This is a genomic window from Ferdinandcohnia salidurans (assembly GCF_042680725.1).
Classification (GTDB): domain Bacteria; phylum Bacillota; class Bacilli; order Bacillales; family Bacillaceae_L; genus Ferdinandcohnia; species Ferdinandcohnia salidurans.
In genome coordinates, this window is record NZ_JBHUEK010000034.1 from 82,531 (window position 1) to 98,543 (window position 16,013).

15 protein-coding genes are annotated in these 16,013 nt (G+C 37.9%); 2 read left to right on the forward strand and 13 right to left on the reverse strand.

The genetic code is table 11. The features are described from left to right. Window positions 1-41 precede the first annotated feature (41 nt). The 4 genes from gucD to ACFSFW_RS22735 all read right to left on the reverse strand — a co-directional run bounded on the left by gucD (window position 42) and on the right by ACFSFW_RS22735 (window position 4,337). A complete protein-coding gene (gene gucD / locus ACFSFW_RS22720; protein WP_388041686.1) occupies window positions 42-1,496 on the reverse strand; it encodes an alpha-ketoglutaric semialdehyde dehydrogenase GucD in 1,455 nt (484 codons plus the stop codon). A gap of 13 nt (window positions 1,497-1,509) precedes the next feature. Further along, the gene (locus ACFSFW_RS22725; RefSeq protein ID WP_388041689.1) at window positions 1,510-2,430 is read right to left on the reverse strand and encodes a dihydrodipicolinate synthase family protein; all 921 of its coding nucleotides are present in this window, start codon (window positions 2,428-2,430) and stop codon (window positions 1,510-1,512) included. A gap of 11 nt (window positions 2,431-2,441) precedes the next feature. Further along, window positions 2,442-3,128 carry a GntR family transcriptional regulator gene (locus tag ACFSFW_RS22730; RefSeq protein ID WP_388041692.1) on the reverse strand — a complete coding sequence of 229 codons (687 nt, stop codon included), beginning with the start codon at window positions 3,126-3,128 and terminating at the stop codon, window positions 2,442-2,444. Between the two features lie 105 nt (window positions 3,129-3,233). Further along, window positions 3,234-4,337, reverse strand: a complete 1,104-nt coding sequence (locus tag ACFSFW_RS22735; RefSeq protein ID WP_388041695.1) for a glycoside hydrolase family 88/105 protein — start codon at window positions 4,335-4,337, stop codon at window positions 3,234-3,236. Window positions 4,338-4,629: 292 nt separating this feature from the next. On the opposite strand from ACFSFW_RS22735, the gene ACFSFW_RS22740 reads away from it, so the two are divergent. Then, window positions 4,630-6,120 carry an extracellular solute-binding protein gene (locus ACFSFW_RS22740; RefSeq protein WP_388041698.1) on the forward strand — a complete coding sequence of 497 codons (1,491 nt, stop codon included), beginning with the start codon at window positions 4,630-4,632 and terminating at the stop codon, window positions 6,118-6,120. 54 nt (window positions 6,121-6,174) lie between these two features. On the opposite strand, the gene ACFSFW_RS22745 is transcribed toward ACFSFW_RS22740, so the two are convergent. The 9 genes from ACFSFW_RS22745 to ACFSFW_RS22785 all read right to left on the reverse strand — a co-directional run bounded on the left by ACFSFW_RS22745 (window position 6,175) and on the right by ACFSFW_RS22785 (window position 15,185). Then, on the reverse strand, window positions 6,175-6,972 hold the full coding sequence (locus tag ACFSFW_RS22745) for an alpha/beta hydrolase (RefSeq protein ID WP_388041701.1): 798 nt from the start codon (window positions 6,970-6,972) through the stop codon (window positions 6,175-6,177). A gap of 2 nt (window positions 6,973-6,974) precedes the next feature. Further along, on the reverse strand, window positions 6,975-7,751 hold the full coding sequence (locus tag ACFSFW_RS22750; RefSeq protein ID WP_388041703.1) for an alpha/beta hydrolase: 777 nt from the start codon (window positions 7,749-7,751) through the stop codon (window positions 6,975-6,977). Between the two features lie 96 nt (window positions 7,752-7,847). Further along, window positions 7,848-8,495: a 2OG-Fe(II) oxygenase gene (locus tag ACFSFW_RS22755; protein WP_388042199.1), complete on the reverse strand. Its 648-nt coding sequence runs from the start codon at window positions 8,493-8,495 to the stop codon at window positions 7,848-7,850. Between the two features lie 285 nt (window positions 8,496-8,780). Further along, complete coding sequence (locus tag ACFSFW_RS22760; RefSeq protein ID WP_388041706.1) at window positions 8,781-10,049, reverse strand: erythromycin esterase family protein; 1,269 nt, start codon at window positions 10,047-10,049, stop codon at window positions 8,781-8,783. A 10-nt stretch (window positions 10,050-10,059) separates the two neighbouring features. Beyond that, window positions 10,060-10,437 carry a hypothetical protein gene (locus ACFSFW_RS22765; RefSeq protein ID WP_388041709.1) on the reverse strand — a complete coding sequence of 126 codons (378 nt, stop codon included), beginning with the start codon at window positions 10,435-10,437 and terminating at the stop codon, window positions 10,060-10,062. An 8-nt stretch (window positions 10,438-10,445) separates the two neighbouring features. Beyond that, window positions 10,446-10,622: a hypothetical protein gene (locus ACFSFW_RS22770; RefSeq protein WP_388041712.1), complete on the reverse strand. Its 177-nt coding sequence runs from the start codon at window positions 10,620-10,622 to the stop codon at window positions 10,446-10,448. A 294-nt stretch (window positions 10,623-10,916) separates the two neighbouring features. Continuing rightward, window positions 10,917-11,294, reverse strand: coding sequence for an SET domain-containing protein (locus ACFSFW_RS22775; RefSeq protein ID WP_304214319.1), 378 nt, complete (start codon window positions 11,292-11,294; stop codon window positions 10,917-10,919). A gap of 97 nt (window positions 11,295-11,391) precedes the next feature. Next, window positions 11,392-13,182 (reverse strand): YhgE/Pip domain-containing protein, encoded by a 1,791-nt coding sequence (locus tag ACFSFW_RS22780; RefSeq protein ID WP_388041715.1) that lies wholly within the window; start codon window positions 13,180-13,182, stop codon window positions 11,392-11,394. A 2-nt stretch (window positions 13,183-13,184) separates the two neighbouring features. Then, window positions 13,185-15,185, reverse strand: coding sequence for an efflux RND transporter permease subunit (locus ACFSFW_RS22785; RefSeq protein ID WP_388041718.1), 2,001 nt, complete (start codon window positions 15,183-15,185; stop codon window positions 13,185-13,187). A gap of 205 nt (window positions 15,186-15,390) precedes the next feature. Between ACFSFW_RS22785 and ACFSFW_RS22790 the strand changes: the two genes are divergently transcribed. Then, a complete protein-coding gene (locus tag ACFSFW_RS22790; RefSeq protein WP_388041721.1) occupies window positions 15,391-15,957 on the forward strand; it encodes a TetR/AcrR family transcriptional regulator in 567 nt (188 codons plus the stop codon). The last annotated feature ends 56 nt before the right edge of the window (window positions 15,958-16,013 follow it).

The following is a 16,013-nucleotide window of genomic DNA, read 5'->3' on the forward strand; positions in this document are numbered from 1 at the left end:
CCCTACTCTACTAATTTTATAGACCTTGATATGTACGATTCTTATACTGGTGTAATGGTTACTGTTTTAATTGAAGTGAAAAATTCCTTTGCCGCCTCACCTTGTTCTCTTGAATGGGAACTAGATTGCTTCATGCCACCAAACGGTGCCTGTAATTCAACACCCGCACTTTCGCCATTTACTTTGATTAAGCCTGCATCAATTTCATTAATATACGTGAAGGCGTTACCAATATCTTTCGTAAATAAGGATGCTGATAAGCCGAACTTACTATCATTTGCTTTTTCAAGCGCTTCTTGCAAGCTATCAACCTTAAATAAACATAGGACAGGGCCGAAAATTTCCTCTTGTGCTATTGCACTTTTGTGGTCCACATTCTCAAACACTGTAGGCTCCACATAATACCCGTTTTGATAGTCATTACCCTCTGGCACTTTTCCCCCCGTAAGTAGCGTAGCCCCTGATTTTTTTCCTACTTCTAAATAATGAAGGACGGTATCCAGTTGAGATTTAGATGCTAATGGACCCATATAGGTAGATTCCTCTAAACCCGAACCTATTTTAATAGCAGCTACCTTTTCTAGGACTCTAGTTTTAAAATCCTCATACACCGCTTCATGAACAAAAGCTCGGCTTGTCGCTGTACATTTTTGTCCGGTATGTTTCATGGCTCCACTAACTGTCAATTTAGCCGCTAGTTCTAGGTCTGCATCATCAAGGATGATTGCTGGGTTCTTCCCGCCCATTTCAAGCTGGTACTTTGCCCCTCGTTCAACACAGCTCAAGGCGACGAGTTTTCCGACTTCATTAGAGCCTGTAAAACTGATGGCATTCACATGAGGGTGATTGATCAAATGGTCACCAACAACTGAACCTCTTCCCGTTACAATATTAATAACACCATTTGGAAACTCTGCTTCTGCAAAAGCCTCAATAATCTTAATCGCTGTAATCGTTGTTTCAGAAGCCGGCTTTAAGACGACCGTGTTTCCATACACCAATGCCGGGGCGATTTTCCAAATCGGAATGGCTATTGGGAAATTCCAAGGTGAAATGATCCCTACAACCCCAACTGGTACACGTGTTGTAAATAATAGGTTCCTACTTCCGCCCGATGGGATGTTATCTCCCACTTTTCGATAACCTTCTTGTGCATAGTATCTTAAAATTTGAACAGCTCTTGTCACTTCACCCTTTGTTTCTGCTAAGGTTTTTCCCATTTCAAGTGTTGCCGTTCTCGCAATTTCATCAACTTTCTTTTCTAAAATATCAGCTGTCTTATGTAGAAAGTGGCCTCTCTCTAACGCAGAAAGATTCTTCCAGCTAGATAAAGCCCCTTTTGCAGCACCCACTGCGTTGTCGATATCTTCCGTAGTTGAACTTGGAAATTTTCCTACAGCTTCTGAAAAATTGGCAGGATTACGACTCTCCAAAAATTCACCATTACTGGATTGACACCACTGGCCATCAATAAAATTTTTATAAATTTGACTCATAATTTTCCCCTTTCTATTTTACGAGATTGGGTACAAATCCCCATGATTCAAGTAGTTCAGTTAGTTCCTTTCGATCTGCTTCATTAAGAGCGGAAACGGGTTGTCTAGTAATCCCAGCATTTAATCCGATTTGCTCCATTGCTTCTTTAATGACAACAACATTGTTTCCACTATTGTATTTCGCACGTAAATTTTCAAAAGGTACGACCTCTTTCCATACCTTCCAAACAATTTCTTCATTTTTTGACTTAAGTGCATTTAGCATTTCAAATGATTTTTCGGGATAAAGATTAACAAGTCCTGAAGTAAAACCAACTGCCCCGGCATTGTAGAAAAATGGTGCCCATTTCTCAGCCGTTCCGCAAATCCAGGCAATATGATGTTCGGATGAAACAGTTTGAACAGTGTTAGTAAATCTAGGGAGGTCGTTTACAGCATATTTGACTGCAACAAGTTTTTCTAATGGGGCTAATTTGACAAGTACATCATCACTTAAATTGGGATCTTTAAAATAAATACAAGATGGTAAATTGACACCTTCAATGATGGATTTGAAGTATTCATATGCGCCTTCGTTTGTAATATAAGGGTGGATTGGCATATGAATCATGACGCTATCAGCACCAACGGCTTTCGCGTAATTTCCCATGTCGATGGCCGTTTCAACAGAGTAGCCAATCCCAGCCAGCACAACAGCTCTTCCATCTACATACTCTACTACTCTTTTAATCTCTTCCTTCGCTTCCTCAATAGTAAGGGAATAGAATTCACTTGTGTTGCCACAAGGAACAATGACCTTCACACCTCTTTGAATGAGAAATTCAACATTCTCTTTTACTCCGTCCCAATCGATTTCTCTTGAATCTTTTTTAAAAGGGGTAATGGTAATGCCAGAAATGGTTTCAAATTTTTCTTTCCAGTCAGCGTAATTCATCTTATCCTCCTCTAATCCTTGATTAATTTTTCTGTAGTTCCATTTAACACATCATGCAAGGTTCGTAAAATATGTTCTTTCATAAGATGTTCAGCTAGTTCTGGGTTTTTTGAGATAATAGCATCACCAATTTTACGATGCTCGGTATAACCTGATCGTAATTCCCCTTTTTCCTTCAGGGCTCTTTTACGAAAAGCTTTATCAAAGCTTGCTATATTATCAAGAATTTGGGTAACCATCAGATTGTCAGCAATGGATCTGATCATTCCGTGGAATTTGGTGTTTTCCTCTACCAATCGCTCTACTTCATTTTGTTGCAAGAGGTGCTCCATTTTCTCCATTTGTTGCTGTAATTCTACTTTTTGAATTTCATTGAGTTTCATCGCAGCAAGCTTAGCACAGACTCCCTCAACACCAGCTCTTAAGATTTGCACTTCCTGAATATTCACGTCGGCTAAACTTGATACATATGTTCCTTTTCTAGGTATGGTTTCAACAAGCCCTTCTTGGCTAAGCATACGGAACGCTTCTTTGATCGGAGTAGTACTGACTCCCATTTTTTCTGAAAGCTCTCTTTCTTTTAAATGATCACCAGGCTTAAATTGTCCTGAGATAATCGCTTCACGAATGGATTCAAGAACAACATCTCGTAAGGATTTCACCTGCTCTGTTTTCAAAGAGAATAATTCACCGTTCATTTTTTCCACCTCCAATTTGGATATTATTAGTTTGTGATATCTGATATATCATATATTAGCACCTGTTTTATTTTTTGTAAATAATGAGTAGTATAAAATTTCAGATTATTTTATTTGAACAATCTCATTATAAGCCATTAATAAGGGTGCGACACCGTGTCCGTTGTTGTCTACAACCTTCTCCCCACGAACATAATAGTCATAGCTGCCATCACGTATTCTGCCTAATTCCGGGTGTTTTCCTAAACCGGCACTTCTGCATATACCACCTAAGAACACTTCCCCATCTTCTTCGCGCATATAGGTTTGTACTGTTCCATCAAATGCAGATACTCCGTATTTTTCATAGTCCTTCGATACATACCCAAGGCGTACAGCTTTTAAAATCGCATAGGACATCATGGTTGTTCCGCTTGTCTCTAAGTAATTTCCTTCCTCACCTGGATGCTCCACTACTTGATACCACATTCCATTTGGCTGCTGATAAGGTAACATTCCATCGATTGTTTCTTTTAATAGGCTTTTTAGCTCGTCTGAATCAACATCTTCTCCTTCTATTAGTTCAAGTACATCCACTAAAGCCATTGCATACCAACCAACTGCCCTGCTCCAAACATGTGGTGAGTGGCCCGTTTCCTTATTGCACCAAAACATACTACGACTCTCATCATAGGCATGAACGTATAATTTTGTTTGATCATCAAATAAATAGTTGCGGACGTTTTTGAATTGCTCGATGGTATCCGTGAAATCTTTCTCATCTTGGAACTCCTTGATATATCTAACATAGAATGGTTGCCCCATATATAGCCCATCTAGCCAAATTTGATTTTCATAATTCGTTTTGTGCCAGAAGTTCCCGCTTTTTGTACGAGGATAAGATTGAAGTTGGGTATACAATTTATCTAGAACGTTCTTATACTTTAAATCTCCTTCTTTATTAAAGAGTGTAAATAAAACGTTTGCCATCCGGATTTGATCAATATTGTAGTATTGTGTATCAATTTGTTCAATTTCACCGTCATCATTATAAAGTCTGTCAATAAAGTCCTTTACAAATTGATACTCACTTTCATCGCCTGTTAGCTCATAGCTATCAAGATAAGCCTTTAAAATACATGATTCGATGTAATGCCAACGATGTGAAAACCATTTACCCTCTTGCTTCATATAGTCTTGTTTAAGTTTTTCTACTAATTGATACTTCAATACAATTCCCTCCAATTTTATGTAAATCTTGTAAATCTTACTCTATAAGATATATCATATTTCTTATAATTTAAATCGATTATGAAATCGTTGTCAACACAGTGATAACTGGATTTTAAAGACTAAAAAGCTTGTACAACCTTTGATACTAAAGCATTTTAGCTAGGTACAATCTATCGATAATTTTAAAAAGTTAAAAAATTCTCAAAAAGGTATTTACTAATCAACCTTCTTCCATTATGATAAAAAACATGATATATCAAATATCACTCAAACGTAGGAGGTTGATGTAATGAAAAAGCCCGGAAAAGTTTTTTCTCTTCTTTGTGCTGCTACACTAGGTATTGGTTCACTTACTGCATGCAGTGGTGAAAGCGCTTCAAAAGGTTCTGACGAAGAATTTACACTTTCAGCTATGGTTAAACTCCACTCACCAGAAGTCCCTAACAAAAAGATTTTAGAAATCCTCGAAGAAAAAACTGACATGAAACTGGATATCCAATTCGTACCCTCAACAACTTATGTAGAAAAAGTAAATGCTTTATTTGGCTCAGGATCATTCCCAGACTCCATTGTTTTAGACTTAGACATGCTTACTCAATACCATGAAGCCATTCAAGATGGTCAATTTTGGGAAATCGGTCCATATTTAGATGAATTTGAAAACTTGGCTAAAATGAAGGACGAGGTTGTTGAAAATACGAAGGTTGATGGAAAGATCTATATGATTTATGAAGGAAAACCTCTCTCTCGTCAAGGAATGATCTATAGAAAGGATTGGGCTGAGAAGCTTGGCTTATCCGCTCCAAAAAATACCGATGAGTTTTATGAAATGCTACGTGCATTCACGGAAGAAGATCCTGATGGGAATGGAAAAGATGATACATTTGGCTTAACCGATCGGAACGAATTAATTTTTGGTGCGTTCAAAACGGTCGCTTCTTGGTTCCATACACCAACCAACTTTGGTTTGGATAACGGAGAAATCAAACCAGAATTTATGTTCCCAGAATACATGCAAACACTTGATTTCTTTAGAGACTTACATGAAAAAGGTTACATAAATAAGGATTTCCCTGTTACAAGTAAAACTGACCAGCAAGGTTTACTAAAGAATGGTAATGCAGGCGTATACGTTGGCTCAATGGGGGACGTACAATCACTTTATCTAGACACAGTTGCCAATAATCCAGATGCAGTACTTGATGTTCACAACCAAGTAGCTGGCCCTGATGGTAAATTTACGGTGTGGTCATTACCGGGTTATGGGAATGCGATTCTCTTCCCTAAATCCTCTATCAAGACTGAGGAAGAATTGAAAAAAGCGCTTAGCTTCTATGATTATCTGATGACACCTGAAGGAGCCAATCTCGTATTCTGGGGAATTGAAGGTGAGCATTACACAGTTGAAAATAATGAAGTCATCATTAAAGACCAAAACTTATTTGACAAAGAAGTTTTACCAATTCAAACGCTAGAAATTGCTGAGCAGGAAACGAATGGTCGATTAAAAGCAAAATATGATTATGAGCCGATGGCTAAAGCTGAAGAACTATTTATTGACAATGAGCAATACTTAATTCCTGACCCAACGGTTGGGCTACACTCTCCTACCTTTAATGAAAAAAGTATGATGTTGCAAAAAATCATTGATGACGCGACATACCAATATATCATTGGACAGCTTGATAAAGATGGGTTTGAAGCTGCGGTCAATGAATGGGTAAAGCAAGGCGGAGACAAAATCATGGAAGAATTTACGGCTGCCTATCAAAAGAAATGATAACGTACAAAGCCTGCATTGATGTGCAGGCTTTGTTTTGTGCGTCATGAATTTTTAAATTCCAATATATCTAGTGTCATCCTGTTTTAGTGAAAGAAACTCTAAAAAACGTTGAATTTCCATATCCCAGAATTCCCATGTATGACCGTGACCTTCAGCGACATGGTAGCAGTAGTCATAGAAATTACTCAGTCTATGAAAAAAGTCACGTACCTTATCATTTAAATCTAACCAAGGATCCTCACTCCCGCAAGCATGATAGATTTTAGGAAGAGCTTGACTTGACTTTGCTGCTTCAATCGCTAGGTACTCGAGATCATGATCTGTATTTTTAATATCACCGTCACCGAAGATCTCAATACGCCCTAGTGCTTTCTTAGAACCATCATTATTAAATGGAACGTCAGCCTTATTTCCAGCTGAAAAGGCACCGATAGCAGCATAAAGATCGGGTCGTGCTAAACCAATCCGCAAACAGCCATACCCACCATTCGAAAAGCCTGCTATGTAATGATCATCACGGTCTGTGGAAAGGCGTGGAAACAAATGACGGATAAGCCCCGGAAGTTCCTCTGTCATATAGGTAAAAAACTTCCCACCATGTTCCATGTCTGTAAAGCAAGAATTCATTCCCCCAGGCATAATGACTGCAATACCATATTTAATCGCATATTTTTCGATATTACTCATTCGATGCCAGGCAGATGCATCACCAGAACCACCGTGAAGAAGCCATAATACCTTAAGTTTTTGTTCTTCTTGATACGGTTGCCTTTGCTGAGGAAAAATGACATTTAAGGTAACTTCCATTCCAAGCACTTCTGAATACACATAAGTTTCAATTAACGCCATGTTCATTTCTCCCTTTTCGTAAGACCTGGTTTCGCTAAGGTTAACCATGAAATAAATGTTTCTAACGAATGATCCCAATGCTTCCAATCAGTCTGTTCATCAATTGTTTTTTCAAAGGTTGTCTTTACTCCGAGATTTGACAGGTATGTATTGAAGGATTCGTTTTCTTCAAGTAAAGCATTTTCTGCATTACAAGATAAATAGAATTCCGGAAGTGGATTGTTCGCGTTTAGTAAAGTTTCTGCTGCAACATATAAATTATCTGTACTAGTACTTATCTCATCAACTCGTCCGAAAATATCTACGGCTTTCTGTTTATCTAAGCGGTTAACAATCCCCATAATGTCTATAGGACTTGAAAAGGAAGCAGCCAGACTAAACGTATGTGAAGCCGATAATCCTGCTTTCAATGCTCCATGGCCCCCAATACCATTCCCAGCAATAAAGCGCTCGTTCTTAGAATGAGAAAGCGGAAACATGTTTTCGCAAATTAAAGGCAATTCCTCGGTGATAAAGGTAAAATACGACTTCCCATGATACATATCCGTGTAGTAACTTGTATGTCCGGCTGGCATGACAACCGCGAGTGAAAGATCATCAATATATCTTTCTAGGCTTGTTTTTCGTAACAATGAGGTGTGACCTTCCCCCATCTCATGTAATAGATAAAGAGTTGGAAAGGTTTGACGATTTTCAGTAAATGACTGTGGCAATAGAACAACCATTTCGACAGGCATACCGAGTATTTCAGAATGATATTTTACGTTTAGTAAAGCCATTTCAATCACTCCCTCTAATAAAATATAATAAGAAAGGGCGATCTCCTACTTGAAGTATCGCCCCCTGCTTATTGTTTACTTTTTACTATTGTATCACTATTTAACGCTTTTCCTTCTCATCCATTGTGTTGCAGCCCACTTATCACCAACGATAACCGGCGCCCCACCATGTAAGGTTTGCTCATTTAAGTCTTGGTCATTATAAAAGTATTCAAAGTACACAGCCATCCCCTTCTGAGGAGATACTGAAAAATTAAGTTTTGGAAAATACGTTTCCCCACCATGCTCCACATCGCTTAAATATATGACCATTGTACTGATTCTAGGGTTGTTTATCACCTTATTAGTAGATGTGAAAAAGTCAAAATGAGCTTTGTATTCTTGCCCAATTTGATAGTTAAGAATTTGAAGACCTTCTCCATGTTCAGTTGGTATATTCATAATCTGAGAGATTCTTTTTTCAACTCTACTGACAATGATATTTTCACTCTCTTCTAAAAAGGTACTACTACTCGTTCTCATATTATCTACGCGTGCATTGCTAATTTTTGAACGATTTATTTTATCCTTAGACAAGCTAATTAACTCATCACATTCTTCATCACTTAATACATTACCTAAGATCACGATTAATGGCTCTTCCAACCTAGCAATAATCTTGATCTCTCGGTCCTCTGTTATAATTTTATTACCAATATGAGTAAAAATGGTTGGCTCTTTAGTTGGTAAATCTGTAGCATCCATTGTCAACTTTCATCAACCTCTTCGGAAATTTAGATTTGTAAATAATAGATTGATAGTAAACAGAAATAATAATTGTTCTTGGTTCCCTCCTGTTTTCAAAATGGATGTAAATGTTGAATTAGTTCACCAAAACTAATTTTTGCTTTTTTATTTTACACTCTGAAAATGTATTTTTCTACTATTATTTTGAAAAAAATAACAAATAAATTTCTAGATTACTATATTAGCGTTCATTTCAAATGAAAAGCCGATAAACCCTTTTCATGGAGTCATCGGCTGAATAGATTAGATTAACACACCTGTTACTTCTAATGGTGTTAAAGCTTTTGTGTTATTTATAAAGACAAACGCATCATACCGCTCAGATATCACGGATGGGACATAGTTACCATAATGTTCATATTGCGGATTATAGACAACTCCAATTGCACGGTGCCCAAGTTCTTTTTTAAATAAATTACTATTTTTCTCAGTAAAAACAAGAATCTTATCGTATGCTCCCGCTTTATACAGGAGATCTTCCCAGCTGCCAGCAACTGCGGGAGGGGTATTCATTCTTTCAAAATCTAGACCCCATTCACTAGCTGCAATCACCGTTCCATGGTGTGTACCGAAACCAACAATAAACACATTTTCAGTACCTATTTCTTCCCTTATAAGTTGTCCTACATTTACAAGTCCTTCATTTGCCATATCAGTGGCTCTTGCATCTCCGACATGTGTATTATGTTCCCAAATGATCCCTTTGGAAAGATGGTGATAGAAAGTATCAATTTTTCGTATGACCTCAACCATGTGACGATCTCTGATATTCCATGATTCATTATCGTTCGTCATCATCGTAGTATAATAATTTTCAGCATTCGTCATAATCAGTGCGTTTACTTCTAGGTTTAAACTGCTTTCCTGTAAATCCTGATAGGCATGTTTGTTTGCCATAAGTTCCGCCAAAAGCTGTATGACCTCTTCATGACATCCTTCATTATAGAAAGAAGAGGACAACGCATACTTTTCCGCTTCTCGATTAAAGGGTTCAAAACAGGTGAAAGCTTTTCTCGCGACCTCAAGATCAGGCGAGTTTCTTTTTTCTAGATACTTTAGAATTTCATCCATTGACTCCCACAAACTATAGATATCAATTCCATAGAAACCAACCTTTTTTTCATTTGGTTTTCCTTGGTTAAATTTTTTTAACCATTCAATTAAATCAATTATTTCTTCATTTGCCCACATCCAGGTTGGCCAACGTTTAAAAGAAGCTAGCACATCTCGGGCATTATTGTATTCATTAGAGTAGCCTTTAATATAGCTATTCACCTGTTGGCATGCTGGCCAATCGCCTTCTACTGCAATAAAAGTAAAATCTTTTTCAATGATTAATCTTTTGGTGAGTTCTGCGCGCATTTTATAAAACTCAGATGTACCATGTGAGGACTCGCCCAACAGTATGTATTTCTGATTTGTTATCGCAGTAACAAGTGGGTCAAGGTCATTTTTAAAATTTGTTACTGGAATTGAATATTGTTGGATCGCTTTTATCATTTTATCTACCATATGAACCCCCTTAGTTTTTGTATTCTGCCTGATACGAATTCTCACCTGAATGAACAGAGAGCAGTGTATCGGCATAACCAACTAGCCGATTTACAAGTTCATCGGAAATGGCATAAACGAGCTGATGAAGTGACTCTTTATGTAAGGCAGGATCGTCAAATATAATCGTGGTATTGATGAAAATTTCCTTGGTATCATATAGGTTATAGTGAATAATAACTTTGCAAGCTGCACCTCCAGTAGCAGGGTCCTTATAGCCCGGTAAAAAAACATACCATTCCTCTGCAGAAGGAGATCGAAAGTTTTTTGTGAAGGTTAACCCTTTAATTTCTTCCTCTATTTGTTTACTTATTTGTGGATCAATCACATCAAAAATTTTGTTTTCCATAGCTGACCCTACTCCGCTGGATTCGCATCGACAGCAATTTCATAGGCATCTAGCACCATATCACGTTCTGAAGGATCGTTGATTCCTGTCAAAAACTGACCATCATCCGTATTTTCTACCTGCATGACAAATGTGTTATTCTGATCCTGTTCAGAGCGTAACAATGCAAATGTTTTATCCTTCATATCGAATAAGGCCTCAATTCAAAATTCCTTTTCTTCGCCGTTTTCATCTTTCACAACAATCTTATCTCGATAGACATCGCTCATGTCATACACCTCCTGTAATTTGCATTCATATCATTTCCAAAACCATCAAAATTACTAAAGGACTTTTGAAAATGCAAAAAGCAGTGTATTTTCTAATGAAATACACTGCTTTTAGAGTTATATTGATTTAATTTTTTTGCTCAGATTAGTCGTCTACAACCACTAAAATAGAATTTAATGACTGGGACGAGGGACCTGTCCCTGTGTCCATTATTCTTCATTGAACCATAGTTTTGTTTTGTCGTCGACTTCGCCGTTGTAGTTGATTAGGATTTCTTCGCCTGCTTTTATGTCTTTGTACGCATAGAAATCAAATGTGTGATTATCAAAGTTAATATCATAAACGGCATTCGGTTCATAGGAATGATTAAATAGCATTCCATATCCTAGAAGGATTGCCGTATGATTAATTCCATACTCAAAAGCGTAATCAGCGAGTAATGTTTTTTCAATGTGCTCGTGCTGGTCATTCGGATAAGAGATTACGGGTGCTTCATGGATTAGTTGTCCTTTTTTAATATCAACTTTAGCAAATACCCCTCTATTGAATTCCCCGTCACTTAGTAAAGATTTTTTTATTTCGATCATGTTGTTTGCCCTACCTCATTTTTGACTTCCTTCTAACTTTAACATTAATTTGCGAAAACAAAAAGGTGCCAGTATACTGACACCCCTTAATTACTTCTTATTTAAACAAATCGAGCAACTTCGCCCAGAAGCCTTTGACTTTTTTTTCTTCGATTTCTTTTGTTTTTGGTTCTTCGATTTTAATGCTTTCCGTTTTTATGACAAATTGGACTAGATTAACATTTTTATTTTGTTCCGATACAAAAGAGACAGCTTCGAAATCTGATTTATCAAACTCAGAAATCATGCGGTCCACTTCTTCCTTCATTTGTTCTGGTAAATCACTTGTAGACTCGTATAATTCTCGAGTACCACTGTGTAATTCACCAACACCGTTGTCAAGGTCACCTGTTCCGCGTGACAATTCCACAATTCCCTGATGCATTTTATGATAGGATTTCGATAACTGACCGACACCACCTGTGTATTGCACCAATCCTGAATGAAATGTTTGATAATTGGCGGATAGCGCAGCAAGTCCTTGCTGTAATTGAGCAAGAGACTCTGTAGCACCTGATGCTTTTAATGATGCTGAAACCTCGGTTGCCATAGTATCGAGATTTGTTGACACTTCGGTAAGTCCAGTCATTAACCCCGCTAGAGCACCGTCTACTGCGGTAAACCCATCTTTGACCTGAGAATAAGTTCCTTTAACCGTTTGTGCTGCCGTATATGTGTTCAGAAGTTGATTGACAACTTCCTGATTTGCTCCGCTCTGTTGTAGCTCTTGAATTTGTTCTTGTGTAATTGTTGCTGCTGGGATAGCCGCTATTGCTTTGTCTAATGCACCGTAAGCACTCGCATAGCCTTCTTTAAGCTTGGCTATTTCAGATACTGTCCCTTGTAAACTTAATGAAATTTGCTGAAGTCCAGCAGTTAATTTTTCAAGATCGCCAAGATTCACATCCTCAGATCCAGCCTTTAGGGACTTGCTTATCTGTTCAAGAGCTTTCCCAATTTCATTCGAGCCATCGACGAGACCAGAAGAAGCCTTGCTGATATCAGTCATACCTTTATTGTATTGACCAGAACCGTTTTGAAGTTCCTGCACACCACTATTTAGCTCGGAAACGCCATTCTTTAACTCTCCTACTCCATCATGAAGCTGCTTAATGCCGTCTGTTAAAGATGACATGTCGTCTGTCATTTCATCGATTTCAGGTGCATCAATCGACATCGATGATGGAACAGCTGTGATGTTAATACCATCAAGCTCAAAATCGACTACATCTGCTTGAAGTACGAATTCTTCCTCTTTTTCTGGCATTACAGTAAACGTAACTTGTTTGTTCTTCCCTGCATTTGCAAGCATTCCTTTTTCAGCTTCAATGTTCGTGTAAAGAGCTGGATCAAGTGTTAATGATATTTGCAATAAATAATTTGTAAAGAAGACCGGATTTACTTCTTTATTTGCAGAAGTTTTAATCCGTATTTCAATTTTCCCGTCTTGACCAGCTAGTTCTTTAGCTGCCATTTCTTTACCGTCTAATATATACGAAACATCAATATTCCAGGGAAGTGCTTTTTCATCGATTGAGCCTTGATAATAGAATTTCCCCTCAGGTGCTTCCATTTCTACTGTGCTCTCTTTTTGGACGATCTCAGAGAAGTCTGTTAAGTTTTTTATTGCTGAATAAGATCCATAATCAGCAATCTTCCCCGCTTTTTCAATATCCAATGTGTTTACCACATATAGATCTTGCTGCTTCCCATCGGCACTCAGCGTTGCATACACAACCTCATCTTTCGTAGATATAATTCCTTCGGTCGATGCAGCAGTGACAAGAAATGACGGCAATACGAGAGTGATAGTCAGTAAGATTAATAGTACTTTGTGTATTCTCTTCATCCTCATTTCTCCTTATAATGATTTGCTTTCCATGTAGTTTTCTCAATGACCTTATCAAAAACCAATACAAGAGCTGGTAGGAAAAATACGACCATGATGAACGCAAGTAAGGCTCCTCTTCCTAGCAGCAGTCCAATTGAAGATACGATTGGATTTGATGAGGTAAACGCTAAAATAAACCCTACACTCGATAAAATGGCTGCCGAAATCCCGATTGAGAAAATCTTCTCATCAAGTGTTTTCTTAATCGCTTTACGTGCAGACATGTGCTTTCGATTCGTTGTGTAGTCTTCGGTCAAGAGAATCGCATAATCGACCGTTGCGGCAAGCTGTACCGTACTAATGATCAAATAACCAACATACACCAATGACGAATCTGTAAAATATGGAACAGACAGATTGATCCAAACAGCAGTCTGAATCGTAAGCAATAACACGATAGGATACGAGATGGACTTGAATGTCACAATAAGGACAAGGGCAATCGTAAGAACCGTTAAGAGATTCACTAATGCGTTATCCTTTTGAATTGTATTTTTGATATCATACAAGGTCACGCTTTCCCCAAGTGAATAGGCTTTGTCACCATAATACTCTTCTGCAGTTTGTTTAATATGTTCGATTAAAGAAAATGCTTGGTCGCCTTCATTTTTAGTTGTTGTATTAATAATAATGCGACTATAGTTGTCTGAATAAAATTGCTCAGTGATCGATTCGTCCAAATACTCTGGAGGAATCGCGCTACTCACAGTGTTCACGTACGCCAGAACACTTGATACCTGATCAATCTTCTCAATATCCTGAACGAATGCTTCTTCTTTTGCCATATCCCCTTTTGGTACAAGTAAAACCATAGGAGTATAGGCTCCAAATTCTTCTTGGATTTTCATTTTATCACTGCCAGCCCTCGTTGACTCTGGTTGATCTCCAAGACCGTAGATGAAATTCGTCTCACTTTGGGCCATAAATGCTGGTATGATTAACAGTGCTACTAATAGTAAACTTGGGATTCGCAATTTCACAACAATGCTTCCGACTTTGTTAAAGCTTGGCATCAGTGGTTTGTGCTGTGTTTTATCAATCCACTTATAAAATAACAAAGTTAGAGCCGGTAAAAACACCATAACACTGATAAAGCTTAGTAAAATCCCTTTTACAAGGTTGATTCCAAGGTCTGAACCAATTTGGAAATTCATTAATGATAATGCCATAAACCCGAAAAAGGTAGTTGACGCACTTGCCGTAATTGCTGGAAATGATTTTTTCATCGCAAGCTGCATCGCTTCTTTCGGATCGGCAACTGTTTTTCGATAGTCTGAAAAACTATGAAGTAAAAAGATCGCATAATCGAGTGACACGGCTAGTTGTAGGATCGGTGCAACTGATTGGGTTACGAACGATACTTCCCCAAGAAAGATATTGGTTCCAAGATTGATGAGCACGGAAACCCCTATGGCAGTAAGGAAAAATAACGGCTCTATCCAAGAGTTTGTTGATAATACCAAGATGATGATAATGATTGGTACCAATAAGAGAGCGGCATATAATGATTCTTGACCAGCCATCTTCTGTGAAGTGGCTGTATCTAGTGCTTCACCTGCCATCGCATTGTCTTCACCTATTACCTCGTAGATGGCATCCGTTACTGCAACTTCGTCACCCTTTTCGATACTTAAAGAAAACAGTGCGTTATTTTCTTTGTAGTAAGATTCAACAGTCTCTTCATCCGCCATTTCGATTGGCGTCTTGATATCAATGGCATCATCTAACCAAGTGACATTCGATACGCCATCAATATCAGAGAGCTTCTCTTTATAACTAAGTGCTTCCTGTATTGTGACGTCATGAATCATGACCCTCGTATTCGGAACAGCTCCTTCGAATTCCTCTTCCATAATTTCCATGGCTTTCACAGAAGGAGCATCCTCCGGTAAATAGTCAACCATATTATAGTTAACCGCCACCCCAAACTGAACAATGGTGGCTAAAAGTGTGAGGAGCATAAACGTTATGACGACTGATTTTTTATGTTTAATAATTCGTGCTGCAATATCTATAATGATTCACCCTCTCTTGCATAACCGGCAATTCCACTATAATATTATATCGACACGGTGTTGCCTAATCAACAAACAGTTTATTAATTTGAGTACGTTTCGCAACATAATCATCTAATATGTTGGATAACTTTCAAAAGAGGGATTAACTATGACTTCAACTAAAATTGACAGACGTAAACAATACACACGAATGGTACTAAAGGATAGCCTTATGAAGCTATTAAAAGAAAAACCAATTTCGACAATTACAGTGAAGGAAATCTGTGAGGCAGCAGATATCAATCGGTCTACTTTTTATGCTCATTATTCTGACCAATTTGATTTGCTCGAAAAAATAGAAGAAGAAATTATTGAGGATATGATTACGTATCTCAACCAATATGATTTTGACAAAGAAGATGAAACTCTACAAATGACAGAAAAACTGTTGGAGTATATCGTCACCAAGAAAGATATTTGCCAAACCTTATTAAATGAAAATGTAGATACCACCTTTCAGCAAAAGGTCATGGATATTGTGCACAGATACCTTATGAGAAACTGGGCCAGCAGCCATCTAGATAAAAATGATTCCGAATACTTTAGTACCTTCATTATAAGTGGAAGTATCTATGTGATCAAAAGTTGGTTAAAAAACGGAATGGACAAATCAACAAAAGAAATGGGTGAATTGGTCAATAACATCATAAACAAGGGCATAGCAGCAGTAAAATAAGTCGTGGGTGTTGGTTGTGGGTCACGGGGACAGGTCCCTTGTCCCAAGCATAAAAA